General features: G+C 58.8%; 15 protein-coding genes. 13 read left to right on the forward strand and 2 right to left on the reverse strand.

The window, feature by feature from the left end:
* The first annotated feature begins 1 nt into the window (after window position 1).
* The 5 genes from HJD22_RS13430 to HJD22_RS13450 all read left to right on the forward strand — a co-directional run bounded on the left by HJD22_RS13430 (window position 2) and on the right by HJD22_RS13450 (window position 5,447).
* Complete coding sequence (locus tag HJD22_RS13430; RefSeq protein ID WP_208655999.1) at window positions 2-943, forward strand: ABC transporter permease; 942 nt, start codon at window positions 2-4, stop codon at window positions 941-943.
* Window positions 943-1,836, forward strand: a complete 894-nt coding sequence (locus tag HJD22_RS13435) for an ABC transporter permease (protein ID WP_208655997.1) — start codon at window positions 943-945, stop codon at window positions 1,834-1,836. The genes HJD22_RS13430 and HJD22_RS13435 overlap by 1 nt, the downstream gene beginning before the upstream one ends.
* Window positions 1,833-3,671: an ABC transporter ATP-binding protein gene (locus HJD22_RS13440; protein ID WP_254280822.1), complete on the forward strand. Its 1,839-nt coding sequence runs from the start codon at window positions 1,833-1,835 to the stop codon at window positions 3,669-3,671. Before HJD22_RS13435 ends, HJD22_RS13440 begins: the two co-directional genes overlap by 4 nt.
* Before the next feature lie 157 nt (window positions 3,672-3,828).
* On the forward strand, window positions 3,829-4,083 hold the full coding sequence (locus tag HJD22_RS13445) for a hypothetical protein (protein WP_208656511.1): 255 nt from the start codon (window positions 3,829-3,831) through the stop codon (window positions 4,081-4,083).
* 218 nt (window positions 4,084-4,301) lie between these two features.
* The gene (locus tag HJD22_RS13450; RefSeq protein ID WP_208656510.1) at window positions 4,302-5,447 is read left to right on the forward strand and encodes a glycosyltransferase family 4 protein; all 1,146 of its coding nucleotides are present in this window, start codon (window positions 4,302-4,304) and stop codon (window positions 5,445-5,447) included.
* A 119-nt stretch (window positions 5,448-5,566) separates the two neighbouring features.
* Here the strand turns inward: HJD22_RS13450 and HJD22_RS18015 are convergent, their stop codons facing one another.
* The gene (locus tag HJD22_RS18015) at window positions 5,567-5,689 is read right to left on the reverse strand and encodes a hypothetical protein (RefSeq protein ID WP_283101670.1); all 123 of its coding nucleotides are present in this window, start codon (window positions 5,687-5,689) and stop codon (window positions 5,567-5,569) included.
* 829 nt (window positions 5,690-6,518) lie between these two features.
* Window positions 6,519-6,671, reverse strand: a complete 153-nt coding sequence (locus tag HJD22_RS13455) for a hypothetical protein (protein ID WP_208656509.1) — start codon at window positions 6,669-6,671, stop codon at window positions 6,519-6,521.
* A gap of 146 nt (window positions 6,672-6,817) precedes the next feature.
* Between HJD22_RS13455 and HJD22_RS13460 the strand changes: the two genes are divergently transcribed.
* The 8 genes from HJD22_RS13460 (at window position 6,818) to HJD22_RS13495 (ending at window position 15,129) form a co-directional block, all read left to right on the forward strand.
* The gene (locus HJD22_RS13460) at window positions 6,818-7,426 is read left to right on the forward strand and encodes a hypothetical protein (RefSeq protein WP_208656508.1); all 609 of its coding nucleotides are present in this window, start codon (window positions 6,818-6,820) and stop codon (window positions 7,424-7,426) included.
* The gene (locus HJD22_RS13465; protein WP_208656507.1) at window positions 7,420-7,599 is read left to right on the forward strand and encodes a hypothetical protein; all 180 of its coding nucleotides are present in this window, start codon (window positions 7,420-7,422) and stop codon (window positions 7,597-7,599) included. The genes HJD22_RS13460 and HJD22_RS13465 overlap by 7 nt, the downstream gene beginning before the upstream one ends.
* 1 nt (window position 7,600) lies before the next feature.
* Window positions 7,601-9,067: a sodium:solute symporter gene (locus HJD22_RS13470; protein WP_208656506.1), complete on the forward strand. Its 1,467-nt coding sequence runs from the start codon at window positions 7,601-7,603 to the stop codon at window positions 9,065-9,067.
* Between the two features lie 29 nt (window positions 9,068-9,096).
* Entirely contained in the window at window positions 9,097-10,299 is a 1,203-nt protein-coding gene (gene pncB, locus HJD22_RS13475; protein WP_208656505.1) for a nicotinate phosphoribosyltransferase, read from the forward strand.
* Between the two features lie 60 nt (window positions 10,300-10,359).
* Entirely contained in the window at window positions 10,360-10,563 is a 204-nt protein-coding gene (locus HJD22_RS13480; RefSeq protein WP_208656504.1) for a hypothetical protein, read from the forward strand.
* A gap of 33 nt (window positions 10,564-10,596) precedes the next feature.
* Window positions 10,597-10,827, forward strand: a complete 231-nt coding sequence (locus HJD22_RS13485; RefSeq protein WP_208656503.1) for a hypothetical protein — start codon at window positions 10,597-10,599, stop codon at window positions 10,825-10,827.
* A 530-nt stretch (window positions 10,828-11,357) separates the two neighbouring features.
* Entirely contained in the window at window positions 11,358-12,338 is a 981-nt protein-coding gene (locus HJD22_RS13490) for an SDR family oxidoreductase (RefSeq protein WP_208656502.1), read from the forward strand.
* 73 nt (window positions 12,339-12,411) lie between these two features.
* Window positions 12,412-15,129, forward strand: coding sequence for an AsmA family protein (locus HJD22_RS13495; protein ID WP_283101671.1), 2,718 nt, complete (start codon window positions 12,412-12,414; stop codon window positions 15,127-15,129).
* The last annotated feature ends 3 nt before the right edge of the window (window positions 15,130-15,132 follow it).

Here is a 15,132-nt window from a genome sequence, read left to right on the forward strand (position 1 = left end):
CATGTTCGCTTACTTCATTCGCCGCCTCCTGGCCTCGATCCCGGTCATGCTGGTGGTGGCACTATTCGTCTTTTTGCTGCTGCGCCTCTCGCCGGGCGATCCCGCAGCGATCATTGCCGGCGACATGGCAAGCCCCGCGCAGCTGGCCAATATCCGCGCCGCGCTGGGGCTCGATCAGCCACTGCATATCCAGTTCTTCGTCTGGCTTGGCGAGCTTGCGCGCGGCGACTTCGGCACCTCGCTGATCTCCCAGACCCCAGTACTGACGATGATCGGCCAGCGCCTGGAGCCGACCCTGAGCCTGGCGCTGGTGGCGATACTGTTCACCGTGCTGATCGCGGTGCCGCTTGGCGTGATTGCCGCCTGGCGGCATGGGCGCTTTCTCGACAACCTGGTGATGTCGGCCTCGGTGATCGGCTTCTCGGTGCCGGTGTTCGTGATCGGTTACCTGCTGATCCAGCTGTTCGCCCTCGAGCTGCGCTGGTTGCCAGTCCAGGGCTTCCGTAGCCTCGGTGATGGCCTCGGCCCCTTCGCCAGTCGCATCGTGCTGCCGGCGCTGACGCTGTCGTCGGTGTATATCGCGCTGATCGCACGCATGACGCGGGCCAGCATGCTCGAAGTGCTCGACGAGGACTACATCCGTACCGCCCGCGCCAAAGGCCTGGCCGAGCGTGCGGTGCTGTTCCGCCATGCGCTGCGCAACGCCGCGGTACCGATCCTCACCGTGATCGGCACCGGCTTCGCGCTGATGGTCTCCGGGGTGGTGGTCACCGAGAGCGTATTCAACATTCCCGGCCTTGGGCGGCTGATCGTCGATGCCGTGCTGGCCCGTGACTATCCGGTGATCCAGGCGCTGATCCTGCTCACCGCCGGGCTCTATGTGATCATCAACCTGCTGATCGACCTCTCCTACGCCATCACCGACCCGAGGATCCGCTACTGATGCACGCCTCGCCCTCCCACCTTGGCCTGGCCCCCGAGGGGCGCGGTGTCAGCCGCCTGCTGTCGCGACTTGGCCAAACCCGCCCGCGCGGCACCACCCTGGCTGCCGGTATCGTCCTGGTGCTGATCGTCGCCATCGCCGTGTTCGCCCCGTGGCTTGCCAACCACGACCCGCTGGCGCTGTCGCCGGCCAATCGTCTGCAGCCGATGGGCCGCGAGTTCTGGCTCGGCACCGATCCCTATGGCCGTGACCTCTTCTCACGCATCGTCTACGGCGCCCGGGTATCGCTGATGGTCGGCCTCGGGGTAGCGCTGGCCAGTGTCGCCATCGGCCTGCCGCTGGGCCTGCTGGCCGGCTACTTCCGCGCCCTCGACGCGGTGCTGATGCGCATCATGGATGGATTGATGGCGATTCCCGGCATCCTGCTCGCCATTGCCATCGTCTCGCTGACCAGCGCCACGCTGTGGACGGTGATGATCGCCATCATGGTGCCCGAGATCCCCCAGGTGGTGCGTCTGGTGCGCTCGCGGGTGCTAGCCACTCGCGAAGAGACCTTCGTCGAGGCCGCGGTACTGATGGGCACCTCCACCCCCCGGCTCTTGTGGCGCCACCTGATGCCCGGCACCCTGGCCCCGCTGATCGTACAGGGCACCTACATCTGCGCCTCGGCGATCCTCACCGAAGCGATCCTCTCCTTCCTGGGCGCCGGGATCGGCACCGAAACCCCCTCATGGGGCAACATCATGTCCGAAGGGCGAGTCTACTTTCAGCTCAAGCCCTCGCTGATCTTCTGGGCTGGGCTGCTGCTGTCGGCCTGCATCCTGTCGATCAACCTGCTCGGCGACAGCGCCCGCGATGCGCTCGATCCGAAGATGAAACGGAGGATGGCATGATGGCCGACACCCCGATACTTGAAGTCGAGAAGCTCATCGTCGAAACCGCCGGACGCCGGCCCACGCGCATTCTCGACGGCGTCTCCTTCACCATTGGCGCCAGCGAGACACTGTGCCTTGTCGGCGAGAGCGGCTCGGGCAAGTCGGTCACCTCGCTTGCCACCATGGGCCTGCTGCCCCCCGGTGCGCTGATCGCCCGCAGCGGCCAGATCCGGCTCGCCGGCGAAGCACTGCTCGGCGCCGAGCCCGCCCGGCTGCGTGCCCTGCGCGGCCAGCGCATGGCAATGATCTTCCAGGAGCCGATGACCGCCCTCAACCCGGTGCTGAGCGTGGGCCGCCAGCTCGACGAAGTGCTGTGCCAGCACACGTCGCAGACGGCGCAGCAGCGCCGCGCCCAGGTCCTCGAGGCGCTTGCCCAGGTCCATCTGCCCGACATCGAGCGCATCTACAGCAGCTATCCTCATCAGCTCTCCGGCGGCCAGCGTCAGCGCATCATGATCGCCATGGCGCTGCTGCTTGGCCCCCAGTTGCTGATCGCCGACGAACCCACCACCGCCCTCGATGTCACCACCCAGCACCAGATTCTCGCCTTGATCAAGGAGCTGCAGCGCAAGCATGGCACCGCGGTGCTGTTCATCACCCACGACATGGGCGTCGTGGTGGACATCGCCGATCGCGTCTGCGTCATGCACCAAGGCCAGCTGGTCGAGAGTGGCTCGGTGAGACAGGTGCTCGGTGCCCCCCAGCAGGCCTACACTCAGCGCTTGCTCGCCGCCGTGCCCAGCCTCATCCCGCGCGCGCCGCGTGACGTCACCCGTCACAAGACCGTGCTCGAGGTGCAGTCGCTCGAAAAGGTCTTCAACGCCCGCCAAGGACTCATGCGCTGGCTGCGCAAGGCCGCGCCGCCGACCCGCGCCGTGGACGGTGTCAGCTTTCAGCTCAAGCGCGGACGCACGCTGGGCATCGTCGGTGAGTCGGGCTCCGGCAAATCGACCCTGGCACGTTGCGTGATGCGCTTGATCACACCCACCGGTGGCGCCATCCGCGTCGACGGCAAGCAGATCACCGACCTGCCCAAGGCGATGCTCAAACCACACCGCAAGCGCATCCAGATGATCTTCCAGGACCCCAACCGCTCGCTCAACCCGCGCATGACGGTGGGCCAGAGCCTGATCGAAGGTCCCACCAACTACGGCATGACGCGCCGTGATGCCCTGGCGCGTGGGCGCGAGCTGCTCGAGCTGGTGGGGCTGCCGGCCGATGCTATCGACCGCTATCCGCACCAGTTCTCCGGCGGGCAGCGCCAGCGTATCGCGATCGCCCGGGCGCTGGCCATGGAGCCCGAGGTGATCGTCGCCGACGAAGCGGTGTCGGCCCTCGACGTCTCGGTACAGGCCCAGGTACTGACGCTGCTCGACGAGATCCAGGCCCGCCTCGGTATTGCCATGCTGTTCATCACCCACGACCTGCGGGTGGCCGCGCAGATCTGCGACGACGTGCTGGTGATGCAGCACGGCCGGTTGGTCGAGTATGGCCCGGCGGCGCAGGTACTGGGCCAGCCCCAGGCGGAGTACACGCGGCGACTGATGGAGGCGGCCCCGGGGCGTGGCTGGGATTTCATAGCCGGGGCGCCGGTGGCGGTCTTGAAAACCGGCAAGGGTGAAAGCCCTTCCAGGGTTCGAATCCCTGTCCCTCCGCCACTCACCATAATTGTCAGAAAAGGCATCAGCTACTCAGCTGGTGCCTTTTTTCGTTTCTGCCAGGCAGCTCTAGAGGATAAAGAGGGAGATGCCTCGCGTTATGTTGCTGGAGCTGTAGCGGCAAGGAGTGGATGAAAGCCGAGGGTGGCCGTAGTGGCGATTGACCTTTGGAAGGGGCTGGCTTTTGATCCTCCATTGAGTAGCAATGGTTTTATTAGACTTCCTGAACTTACAGTTAGGAAAGGGAGATGCTAGCTTAAAAATGACAAGAGTAATAAAAAGGAGGTGTGCAATGATTGGTACATTTGAATTCTCAGCAATCAGCCAGAGGGGCGAGCCTGCCACGTTGGTCGCCTTCGCTCAGTTTACCCCCGACCCCGAAGCGCCGTTGAATGGGGATGAATCCTTTCTGCTAGGTCAGATCAGGCTGGCGACGAAGGATGGGCGCGTCGTGGATTACGTCGAGGGAGAGTTGATCAGCCTCGAGGATGGAGAGATATTCATTCCTGGGGACGAGATGATCTTCGATCTCTTGTCAATAGCATGATGGCGTCTCTGCAGGGCGCAAACGGATCGACATCTTAGGAGCTGAGGTCGCCAGCGATGCTGATACAATTCTTTAATAACTAATATTTAACATTTTCAATGATGGCGAGTATGATGAGAAATAATTACTGTTTTTCATGCTCGCCTGCACCGTTGATTAGTGCAAGCAGGGATGCATCATTGGGTCGCTCTAGCTTTTGTTATGTCTGGCAGAAAGTTATGGATAACGTAATCGCGGTATATAACGGCTCCATGGAAAAGGGATGCTGGATTCGCCTAAAAAGGCTTGCTCATTTCCTGGCGAGTCGAGGTTGCAAAGTGCATCTTGTCGTGCCTTTGAGTTTTGATGTGGGTACTCACAAGAATTTGAAAAAAGTATCCATCAGGGAAGGACAAGATGATTCGCTTGGCATCAATAAGACGATATTAGCGATTAAAAGCGCTTTGATGGCAAGGCGATTGGAAAAAGAGTTGGGCGGTCCGGTGATATCCTTCGATACCCGTAATGGGTTGAGTTTTCTTTTTCCCCGCACGGGCGCTCTAAGGCATCTTTTTATACGGGGCGAAACTAAGTATCAAGCCAAGTATAATGAACCCTACCTGTATGGTTTGTTTATCAGAATTACTGATGGGCTGGTTAAGTTGCGGGCCGACTCTGTCGTCTATAATAATTTATTTTCCATGCGGCGAGACTCAAGCTTACTTGCTCGATCAATGCCTTTCATTACACGCATCTCTAATGATTCCAATGCGCTGGCACAGTGCAGGTTCAAGAGAAATAACCAAGATTTTACCATGGGCTACTGCGGGCAGCTCTCGCAGCGCAAGAATGTCGAGTTTCTCGTCCAAGCATTTTTGCTAGTAAGAGAGCAGTTTCCTGCAACCCTGATCATCAAGGGCAACTGGGAAGAGCATGGATGGACCAAGAAATATTTGGATAAGAATAGCTACCCCGATATAGCCTTCAGTAGTTGGGATGGTAATGTCGATGATTTTTATAGGGAAATAGACTTGTTTGTGCTCCCGTCGCTGTTTGATGATTTCTCGAATGCGGCAGTCGATGCTATCACCCAGGGTATTCCTGTTCTGTTATCCAATACGGGGGGAAGCCCCGAGATGGTAGAGAATAATGGCAAGCTTCTTTTTGATTTGAACGATGGGCAGGCCTCCCTTGCGGAGAGAATCGAATATGCAATGATAAATTATCAGGAGATGTGTCGAGAAGTGGGTGGGCTTGCAGCAAAGTATACGTTCAGCTGGGAAGAGGAAGTCTTCGCCTACTTGCGGTTCGTGCATAATGCGAAAGAGAGTGGTTTGACAGGTGATAAGTGCAAAAAAGGCAATGACCAGCCACTCATACGCTGAACAATATGTGCTAAAGTGTCTGCATTGGTGTCTTGGGTCGGCGAAAGCATGCCCCTGCAATATCTGAGCATGCTGCCACATATTCAACGTTGCATAAGCCCAATGCAGTCAGTGAAGCGTTAGGCTGTAGACGTGCTCGATGCAGATATAATCTCGGCGGTATCGAGCCACTCGGCCAATGCAAGTAGAATATTGTTTTCGCTTAATGCGGCGTTGCCCCAGTGGCGGTAGATTTCACTCATTCATCTCGCTCCTCTCTGTCATGGCGTATCGACGGCCCTTTCTTGAATCGGCCGTAACGCGTAAATCTTGAGTGTTGCCATGACGTGCTAGCCGTTTCTAATGGAGAAGCAGGTAACGAAACGATAGCCGACTAGTGAGCGGCGGGCCCAAATTCAGGGCCTCACCGCTGCTGAAGGAGGGGAAGCTGATGATGCGCTTCGCTAGCGGGTACGTGACATTGCCGTTAGCGCCTACCTGTTCTTGGATTTCCCTCACGGCTCTGCTGTTTGCCAAATACTCGCTTGAGGGCACGCTTGGCTTTCTCACGGTTTTCCCGCTTTCTCAGCCAATTGGCTATAGCGAGTCCAATCATGCGTTTCATCACGAACTCCTTTTCGGTCGATTCTGGATTAGACAATCCCGAACTCACTCTTCTGTATGGGGGCAATAGCCGACCACGTCAAGTGGCTGGCTTGATGATCGGCAATGAGCGGTACGGCCCGTTAGCAAAATTTGGTATCCCGAATGCAGAGTAGGATGTTTCCAAGGCTACCTGAGGATTATCTTTTCAAGATTACAAGGAGAGCGATGGCGGCGAGCCGCATTTAAGGTTGTCAGGGCTTCATTCCAATGAAATGCTTTTCAAGGAGCTGGATAGGTTGGAAGAGGCCCATGCCACGCTGAACATGGAAATGGTGGGGGCATTCGTTGAAAGGGCTGCCGCTTTATCGCGTCACGGTTGGAGAAGGGGATCAAATGCTGATGATCGTGACCCAGCAGCATGGCGATGAGCCACTGCCGAACCGCGCCCCGGCGACTGATTGCACCGGAGCTCACGGTACTTTTAGGTTACCAGCGGCGGTCATCATGAAAATCGTCTTGGAAGTCTTCACGTCCTTGGACCCTGTTCCACGCCTGCTTGGCTTGCCGCTCCAATTTTTCCCGGTTCTCAGGCTTGCGTAGCCAGTAGGCGGCAGCGGCCAGTAAGAGAATACGTATCATCGATGATCTCCTTATCTATTTGATGTACCTACAATGTTATGTATGGATGACGAGGCCCGAGGAGTCAAGACAAGCGTGAGTGGCGTCGCTGTGCAACGCTGAGGGGATCACGATCGGCATAGGAATCAAGCGAATAAGGAGGTTGCATGAGTGCATCATTGATGACGCGCACGTACGAGGGGCGAATGCCTGCCAAGCCACTCATCGAGCAAAGCACGCTCTGGCTGCCGGTCGAGCACCATATCGAAGGGGTGTTCGAAAATCGCGAGGCTCAGACCACGGTCACGTATGCCATGGCGCAGGGGGCACTGGCCGAGGAGACCCTGGCGCTGGCCGAGGAGTATCAGCGGCTCCACCGCCAGGCGAAGTGTTGCCCGGACCCAAGTCAATATTTCGTCATGCAGGAAATGCCCTCCCTGCCATCAGAAATAGGCACTCCCGTCGAGCGGGCGGGCTGGCAGCTCTATGCGTGGGGCGACGAGATGTATGCAAGCCGCCCCCTGACCCAGAGCGCCCATGTGGCTTATTACCAGTTTTTGCCCAAACGTCCGGCCCACTCCTGTGCCGAGGCGCTTGGACATTTCGAAGCCGAGATCGTCGCTCATGGACGTGTCCGCATCAGGTTGCAGCAGACCAACGAGCAGATGCGTACCAACGCCCGAGTGCTGCGTAATCAGGCAGTAGATTGCTTGGCTTCACGTGGCAAGGAGTCCAAGGGGGCGTCGCAGACAGCGGGGGGCGGAGAATCATGCTGAGGAGTCGAGGCATCTGGCTGCTATGGAGCGTCGTTCTACTGTGCTATCTGGTGCCCTATACGTTTTTGAGCGGCGTTCAGGCGTGGTACGGCAGCTTTCTCTTCTGGATGCTCGCCGGGCTGGCGGTGATCGTGCTGAACGTGCTATTGACGCAGGACTTCAAAGGGAAATGACATGTCCGTTTCCCTGATATGGTGGTCGATCACCCTCTACCTGGTGGCTGCAATCGCGATTGCCATGCTCTCTCGGCAGGGCAGGGCGGAGAGCATGACGGACTACTTCCTCGGCAACCGCCAGATGAGTGGGGTGGTCTCCGCGCTGAGTTACAGTGCCACCACCTATAGCGCGTTCATGATGGTCGGCCTGGCGGGGTTGACCTACGCCGGTGGGGTCGGGGCCTTGGGCTTCGAGATCATCTATTTTGCCGGCGTTTCGCTGGTGGCCATCTTTGGCCCTCGGTTTTGGAAAGTGGGCAAGGCGTTCGGTTTTGTCACGCCAAGTGAGATGCTGGGGCACCGTTATGCGAGTAGAGGCGTGGCCGTGACGGTGGCGTTCTCCAACTGTGTCTTTCTGATTCCCTACGCAGCGGTACAACTTGCCGGGGTCGGTTACCTCCTGCAGGGCACGACCGATGGTGCCATTCCCTTCACGACAGGGATCATGATCGCGACAGCGCTTGCCATCCTCTTTTCCTATGTTGCAGGCATCCGCTCGGTCATGTGGACCGACTCACTCCAGGCCATCATGATGGTCGTGGCCTCGACGCTGGTGACGCTGCTTGTCATCCGGGGACTGGGTGGCTTTCAGAGGATGTTCGATAGCCTGGCGTCGGATCATCCTCAATCACTGGTGGTGCCTGGCGATGGCCTGTTCAGTTTCGTCACCTTTCTGGGACTGACCATTCCCTGGTTCTTCTTCAGCCTGTCCAACCCGCAGGTCAGCCAGCGACTGTTCATGCCGTCGTCACTTGCCTCGATGCGCACGATGCTGATTGGCTTCTTGCTGTTCGGCTTCATTTACACCATGGTCTCTGTCCTGTGGGGACTGTCAGCCATCGTGGCCTTTCCAGGACTCGAGAATGCCGACCTGGCCACGCCTGCGCTGCTCGGCTCAGATCACGTGCCGCCCTTGCTTGGAGTGATTGTCATGATCGGAATCCTGGCGGCGGCAGTATCCACCATCGATTCGATCATGATGACGTTATCCTCGATGATGGCGCGCGATGTCTATGGCAATCTCAAGCCGGGGGCCAGCGAGAAGCGCCAACTCATGATCGGCAAGATAGTGATTCCAGTGATTGCCCTGATGGCGCTTGGCTTTGCGGAGCTACAATTGAGCATGATCGCGGTGCTCTCCGTCGCGGCATCGTCGGGGCTAGTCGCCACAGTGCCGGCGATCATCGGCGCCTTCTATTGGCGACGTGGCACAGCGCTTGGGGTGCTGGTCAGCGTCATCGGGACCAGCGCCTTCGTGCTCTTCGTCTATGCCATCGGAAACTCGTTTCTCGGACTCCCGGCGGGAGTATGGGGGATTGTCGTCGCATCACTGCTCTTCGTAGGCGTCAGCCTTGTGAGCGTGCCACCTGCTGCCGTTGCGAGGGAGTTCCTGGAGCCTCGACCCAGGCATGCCGAGAAACGCTAGTGATACTTTTCATCGAATATGGACGCATCATGGAAGCTACCTACCGTGCCCCTGGGCCCATCATCACCTCACTTCTCGATACCGACTGGTACAAGCTCACAATGATGCAGGGGGTACATCATCAGTATCCCAACGCCAGCGTGACATGGGAGTTTCGCTGTCGTAATGCCGAGGATCTGAAGCCATATCTGACCGAGATTCGCGAGCAGATCAATCGCTTGGCCAGCCTTCAATTGACTAGGGAGGAATCTGCCTATCTCAGCACGATTCCTTACATGTCGCCCGATTTCATTCGCTTCCTTGAGCTCTACCGCTTTCGGCCTGAGTACGTCGAAGTGGGAATGGAGGGAAGCGAGCTCTGTATCGTCATCGATGGCCCGTGGTCTCACAGCATTCTGTTCGAAATCGTGATCCTGGCGATCGTCAGCGAGGTACGCAATCACGCGCTCTTTCCCGAGATCAAGATCGAGCAGGCGGTGGAGCAGCTGCGTCGCAAGCTCGCCTCGCTGAACGATAACTTCACTCCCAAACAGTTGGCGGGCTTCAATCTGGCCGACTTCGGCACTCGACGCCGCCTCTCGCAGCCGGTGCAGGAAGCCATCGTGCTGGTGCTCAAGGAGGAGTTTCCGGGCAATTTCGTCGGTACCAGCAACGTCGATATCGCTCGGCGCCACGACATCTGCCCAATGGGCACCATGGCGCACGAATGGATCATGGCGCATCAGCAGTTGGGCAGCCGGCTGGTGGATAGTCAACGGGCCGCACTGGAAGCCTGGGTACAGGAGTATCGAGGTTATCTGGGTAGCGCACTCACCGACACGATCACCCTCGATGCGTTTCTGAATGACTTCGACCTCTACTTCGCCAAGCTATTCGATGGGCTGCGTCATGACAGTGGCGACCCGCTTCAGTTCGCCGAGAAGTGTATTCGCCACTATGAAGGGCTGGGTATCGATCCGATGACCAAGACGCTGATCTTCAGCGATGGTCTCGATTTCGATAGGGCCATGCAGATAAAAACTGCGCTGGAGGGGCGAATCAGGACCAGTTTCGGGATCGGTACCAGCCTTACCTGCGACGTGCCAGGCATTCATCCGATGAATATCGTCATCAAGATGGTGTCATGCAACGGTCAGCCGGTCGCCAAGATATCGGACGCGCCGGGCAAGACCATGTGCCGAGATGAAGGCTACGTCAAATACTTGAAGAGCGTTTTTAGCGTGCAACATTGAATCGATCGGCAAGGCAAATTCTACGCCATACTAAACGGCACGAACCTGAGGGAGTAGACGATGCAGATATTGGCCATCATCGATGATGACAAGCAGAAGGATCTCATTGCGATCACGCTGGAGAAACTTCCTACCGTCGACGACGAAATTCGTGTTCGAGATCACGACATGACGGTGATGCAGATCATCGAGCTGGAAGGCGTCGCGTCATACCAGCATGCCATCGTGGTTCGTCAGGCGATCAAGCTCTCCAACCTGCTCTGATCGCGTCATTCAACCGCTCGAAGGAGAGAGTCGATGCAGGAAGTCCATTTCAACGGATTTACGGCCAGAAGCTGTGCCACCGACGATTGTGGCGTGATTACCGCAACCATCGATGTGGAGAGAGACGATGGCGACAGCGCGGTCTACAGCCATGACGTCTCGCCTGGCCAGACATTCGATACTCTGCAGGAGGCCAAGGCGCTGGCGACGGAAAAATTGGTGCAGCTGAAGGGGATCGATGATGCAGGAGAGTTGATTTTTTAATGCGATCATTCTTGTGAGAGGTGTCAGCCTTTTTCTTGACGACCTGTAGTCTTGCTGTCATACCATTAGTGGTAGGTTGCATGTTCACTCACTCGGAGGCAGGACGCAATGCTGAACAAGACCAGGAGTGTAACGTGCCCCCACTGCCATCATGCGACCGCTTGGCGAGGAGCGCCTGCGCCTGACGACATGCTCGTCTGCCACCACTGTCGCTCATCGCTCGGTAGCTATGATGACTACATACACGCTCTGGTACGTCAGGAAGTCCAGCGCGTCATGGTCAGGTATTCTCGTAATACCGATCAAGCCTCCTCTGCCTGCGGCAACGCGATCAAACCGTGTAACACATCCTTGCCAGGCCAGCGCCCCCATCTTCGATAAGTCGCTCTCTTGATGCGCGTGTAGCCTCCTCTGTGACCCCGAGCCTGTCATGAGGTCGATAGGTCTGTCCCTACGCCAACTTTCGACTACGTTAAAAAGACATATTCCCACAGCAGTGGATGCTGACATCACCCAGACAGGAGAGGGGTATGCCTTTGCAGGATATGCTAAACGCCGTGGTCGTGATTACGGGCGCTTCTAGTGGCATTGGACGTGCCACGGCACATGAATTTGCCCGTCAGGGGGCTGCGTTGTTTCTGGCTGCCCGGGACAAGCAAGCGCTACATGACGTGGCTCAGGAGTGCCATCGCTTCGGCGGTCAGGCAAGAGTCGTGGTCGCCGATGTCACCAGTACACAAGACATGGAGCGCCTGGCACGCACCGCCATGGAAACGACTGGACGGATTGACGTATGGGTCAACAACGCCGGCATTGGCGTACTCGGCGCTTTCGAAGACATACCGCTCGATGCGCACGAGCGCGTCGTCCAGACCGACCTGCTCGGCTATCTTCGCGGAGCTCATGCCGTGCTGCCCTATTTCAAGCGTCAGCGGGCAGGCATTCTGATCAATAATATCTCCCTGGGTGGATGGGCCCCGCAGCCCTACGCAGCCTCCTATAGCGCTGCCAAGTTCGGCCTGCGCGCCTTCGCGGAGAGCTTGCGCGGTGAACTGCATCGCTGGCCCGATATCCATGTCTGCAATCTCTATCCGGCGGTCATGGACTCGCCGGGCTTCCGCGACGGTGGCAACTATACCGGGCGTGTGCTCAAGCCGGCTCCCCCTATCTATGATCCTCGCCTTACGGCTCGCGCCATCGTTAGCGTGGCCAGGCGCCCGCGACCTAGTGTCTATGTAGGATTTCCCGCCGTGCTTGCGCGTCTTGCCCATGGCCTGCCCGGCTACTACAGCCAGGCGAATGCCGCCCTAGTAGAGTTCGCCCTGCGCAGAGCGAGACCCCTGGCGATCTCCTCGGGCAACCTGTTTGCCCCGCCCAGTGGCGAGCGGCGAGTCGATGGAGGTTTCCGCTCGACGCGCAAACGCCGCAATGCGGCCGTCATGGCATTGATGGCCGCATTGGCGGGTCTCTGTCTCTATCGTCGTAGTCGGCGTGACGCTCAGCGCGAGTAAGCCATAAGTGGCGCAGGGAAGCGTAGGCCTTCGACCCGCTTCGGGCACATGATCAAGACATGTTGGCTAAGGCATGTTGTCTAAGGAAGGTAACGTGACAAGAGCGGTTAAATGGATAGGCGCCGTCGTGGGCTTGTTACTTCTGCTGCTGGTCGCCATCGTCCTGTTTCTCGAGTCGGCATGGATGAGGGGCTGGCTCGAGGGCCAGGCCAGCGACCGGTTGGGTGGACGCGAGGTCGAGATAGGCGAGCTGGATATCGATTGGGGCAGTCCACTCACGGTGCGATTGCAGGCGCTGCGCATCGCCAACGTCGATTGGGCCGAGCCAGAGGAGATGGTTCGCCTGGATGAGCTGGCCATTGCGATTGCCCCAGGCGCACTCTTCAGGGGGGAGGTAGAGCTCAAGAGCGTACGCGTCGAGCGCCCCGAGATTCACCTGGTAAGACGAGACGATGGCGTCTCCAACTGGGACGATCTCGTCCAGGCGCTGGACGAGGAAGAGCAGGCCGATACGCAGGAGGGGCCTGCCTTCTGGCCCGAGTCGTTCGCTGTCCGCCAGGGACGACTGACTTACCGTGACGTAGGGCTGGATACCCAGCTCGACGTCATCTTTCAGACGCCTGATGAAACGATCGATGAGCTACGCCTGGCACTGGAGGGTGAGGGGCGCTTGCAGGAGGAGCCGCTGGCATTCACTGCCATGGCGAGTTATGAGGGCAGGCAGCAGCGAGGCCGCATCGAGGAGCTGGAAGGCCATGTCGGGGCAAGCGCGCTTGCGGGTGAGCTTGCGCTGGATCTTGGCCGCGATACTCCCTATGTCATGGCTCGGCTAGATGCCGACGAGCTGGATCTGAATCGCTGGGGTGTACTGGATGCGCGCGTCGATGAGCAAGCCGCGCCGGATGATGTCACGGCCGAGGAAAGGCCCGCTCAGGAGGAGGTCCTGCCCGGGCAAGCGTGGGATCGCCAGTTGGCTGACGCACTGGGCTTTCTCGATGAGTTAGAGGGGCAGCTCGATCTCTCCATTGCCCGCCTGATCTATGCCGATCAGACCTTGAGCGAGGTGGTGATCGAAGGCCAGCTCGAGCAGGGACGCCTCACCGTTGAGCGTCTGCATGCGCTGCAGGCGACGGCAGGCGAGGAGCAGGGCGCGCTCGATGCCAGTGGGTGGATAGCGGTTCGCAATCAGCGGCCGGCTGCGGAGCTGGAGGCTCGCTTCGACCAACTCGACCTGACGGCAGCACTTGCGCCCTTGGGTCTTGACGACCTGGGTACGCTAGATGGCCGTCTCAACGCTAGGATGCTCGAGAACGAACTGGTATTTGACGATAGCGCGCTGGATTACCAGGGGCCGGCTTACGGAATAGCGTTGTCGGTGCGTGCCGACTCCCAACCCATTGAGGGTGCCGATAGGCCAGGCGTCCATCTGGTAGGCGATGCTACCTACGAGGGAGAGCCATTCGCGTTCGACCTGCTGGTAGGCTCGCTTCTGGATCTCACCGATGATGAAACCGCTTATCCCGTGTCAGGCGAATTGAGTACGGGCGACACCACGCTCTACGTGAATGGCCATCTTGAACATCCATTCGAACTTGCGGCGGTGGTGGGCGATTTTCGGCTCGAGGGTCCCACTCCTGCGCAGCTATCGGGGCTCGTCGGCATCGAGCTGCCAGAGCTGCCGGCGTACCGGGTCAGTACCCACCTGGAATATCGTGACGATCTGTTGCACCTGCAGGGACTCGAAGGAGGCGTGGGAGGCAGTGATGTCGCAGGCGACATTCGTGTGCAGCTGGGTGAGCAGCCGATGATATGGGCAACGCTGAGTTCCGAGACCTTCGATTTCGATGATTGGCTGGACTGGATGGAGGAGGAGATCGAGGAGCAATCAGGGCTCTTCTCCGACGATCCTTGGGAGGTCGATGCGCTGCGGGGCGTGGATGCCGAGGTGGAGTACCGGGCCGCCAACGTTCAGGCAAACTATGTTCCCCTCACCGATGTAAACATGGTGATGCTGCTGGAGCGGGGCATATTGACCCTTGAACCACTGCAGGTCGGTCTGGGAGGAGGTCAGGTGACCTCCTGGCTTACGCTCAACGCACAGCAGGAGGCACTGTCAGGTGATCTGCGCATCGAAGTCGACCAGGTCAATCTGAAGCCGCTGCTTCGCGAGGCCGGCATTCCAGAGGTCGCCGAAGATACCATTGGCACCATCGGCGGACTGAGTGAACTCAGTTTCGAAGGCCGCTCGCTGGCGGAGGTGATGGCGGGGCTCGATGGCACGTTGGAACTGGCGATGTCCCAAGGCTGGTTGGATATTTTGGCTGCGGAGCTTTTGCCGCTCAATGTCGGCAATGCGCTGGTCGAGGCGTTGGCCGGTTCGGGGCAGGTCGAACTTCAGTGCAGTTACCTGAAGCTAGTCGCGGACGATGGCCTGGTCAGGCTGGACGAGTTTTTCATGGCGACCGAAGGTGCCCATCTCGTCGCTGCCGGTGCCATCAATCTCGATACCGAGGCGATGGATATGGCTTTCGAGGGGCACAACAAGGACTTCACCATCTTCACGGCCAACTCGCCGGTGGAGCTTGAAGGGCCGCTGGAGGACTTGAACGTGAATGTGGTGACCCCCGAATTTCTGGCACGGGGGTTGGCGTCCATGCTTGGAGCGTTGGTGGCTCCGCCAGCTGCCATCCTGCCGTGGATCGACTTGGGCGGCGGCGAGGAGGTAGGCATGGGGTGCGATCAGGCCCTGGCGGAGTACCACAGTGATGCTCAGGCGCCGAGCCTCGAGTGAGAG

It is taken from the genome of Halomonas sp. TA22, from assembly GCF_013009075.1.
Taxonomy (GTDB): domain Bacteria; phylum Pseudomonadota; class Gammaproteobacteria; order Pseudomonadales; family Halomonadaceae; genus TA22.

Bases quoted from the DNA above. Each gene is read 5' to 3' on its own strand.
- HJD22_RS13430 (WP_208655999.1), top strand. From the start codon at position 2: ATGTTCGCTTACTTCATTCGCCGCCTCCTGGCCTCGATCCCGGTCATG.
- HJD22_RS13435 (WP_208655997.1), top strand. From the start codon at position 943: ATGCACGCCTCGCCCTCCCACCTTGGCCTGGCCCCCGAGGGGCGCGGT.
- HJD22_RS13440 (WP_254280822.1), top strand. From the start codon at position 1,833: ATGATGGCCGACACCCCGATACTTGAAGTCGAGAAGCTCATCGTCGAA.
- HJD22_RS13445 (WP_208656511.1), top strand. From the start codon at position 3,829: ATGATTGGTACATTTGAATTCTCAGCAATCAGCCAGAGGGGCGAGCCT.
- HJD22_RS13450 (WP_208656510.1), top strand. From the start codon at position 4,302: ATGGATAACGTAATCGCGGTATATAACGGCTCCATGGAAAAGGGATGC.
- HJD22_RS18015 (WP_283101670.1), bottom strand. From the start codon at position 5,689: ATGAGTGAAATCTACCGCCACTGGGGCAACGCCGCATTAAGCGAAAAC.
- HJD22_RS13455 (WP_208656509.1), bottom strand. From the start codon at position 6,671: ATGATACGTATTCTCTTACTGGCCGCTGCCGCCTACTGGCTACGCAAG.
- HJD22_RS13460 (WP_208656508.1), top strand. From the start codon at position 6,818: ATGAGTGCATCATTGATGACGCGCACGTACGAGGGGCGAATGCCTGCC.
- HJD22_RS13465 (WP_208656507.1), top strand. From the start codon at position 7,420: ATGCTGAGGAGTCGAGGCATCTGGCTGCTATGGAGCGTCGTTCTACTG.
- HJD22_RS13470 (WP_208656506.1), top strand. From the start codon at position 7,601: ATGTCCGTTTCCCTGATATGGTGGTCGATCACCCTCTACCTGGTGGCT.
- pncB (WP_208656505.1), top strand. From the start codon at position 9,097: ATGGAAGCTACCTACCGTGCCCCTGGGCCCATCATCACCTCACTTCTC.
- HJD22_RS13480 (WP_208656504.1), top strand. From the start codon at position 10,360: ATGCAGATATTGGCCATCATCGATGATGACAAGCAGAAGGATCTCATT.
- HJD22_RS13485 (WP_208656503.1), top strand. From the start codon at position 10,597: ATGCAGGAAGTCCATTTCAACGGATTTACGGCCAGAAGCTGTGCCACC.
- HJD22_RS13490 (WP_208656502.1), top strand. From the start codon at position 11,358: ATGCCTTTGCAGGATATGCTAAACGCCGTGGTCGTGATTACGGGCGCT.
- HJD22_RS13495 (WP_283101671.1), top strand. From the start codon at position 12,412: ATGTTGTCTAAGGAAGGTAACGTGACAAGAGCGGTTAAATGGATAGGC.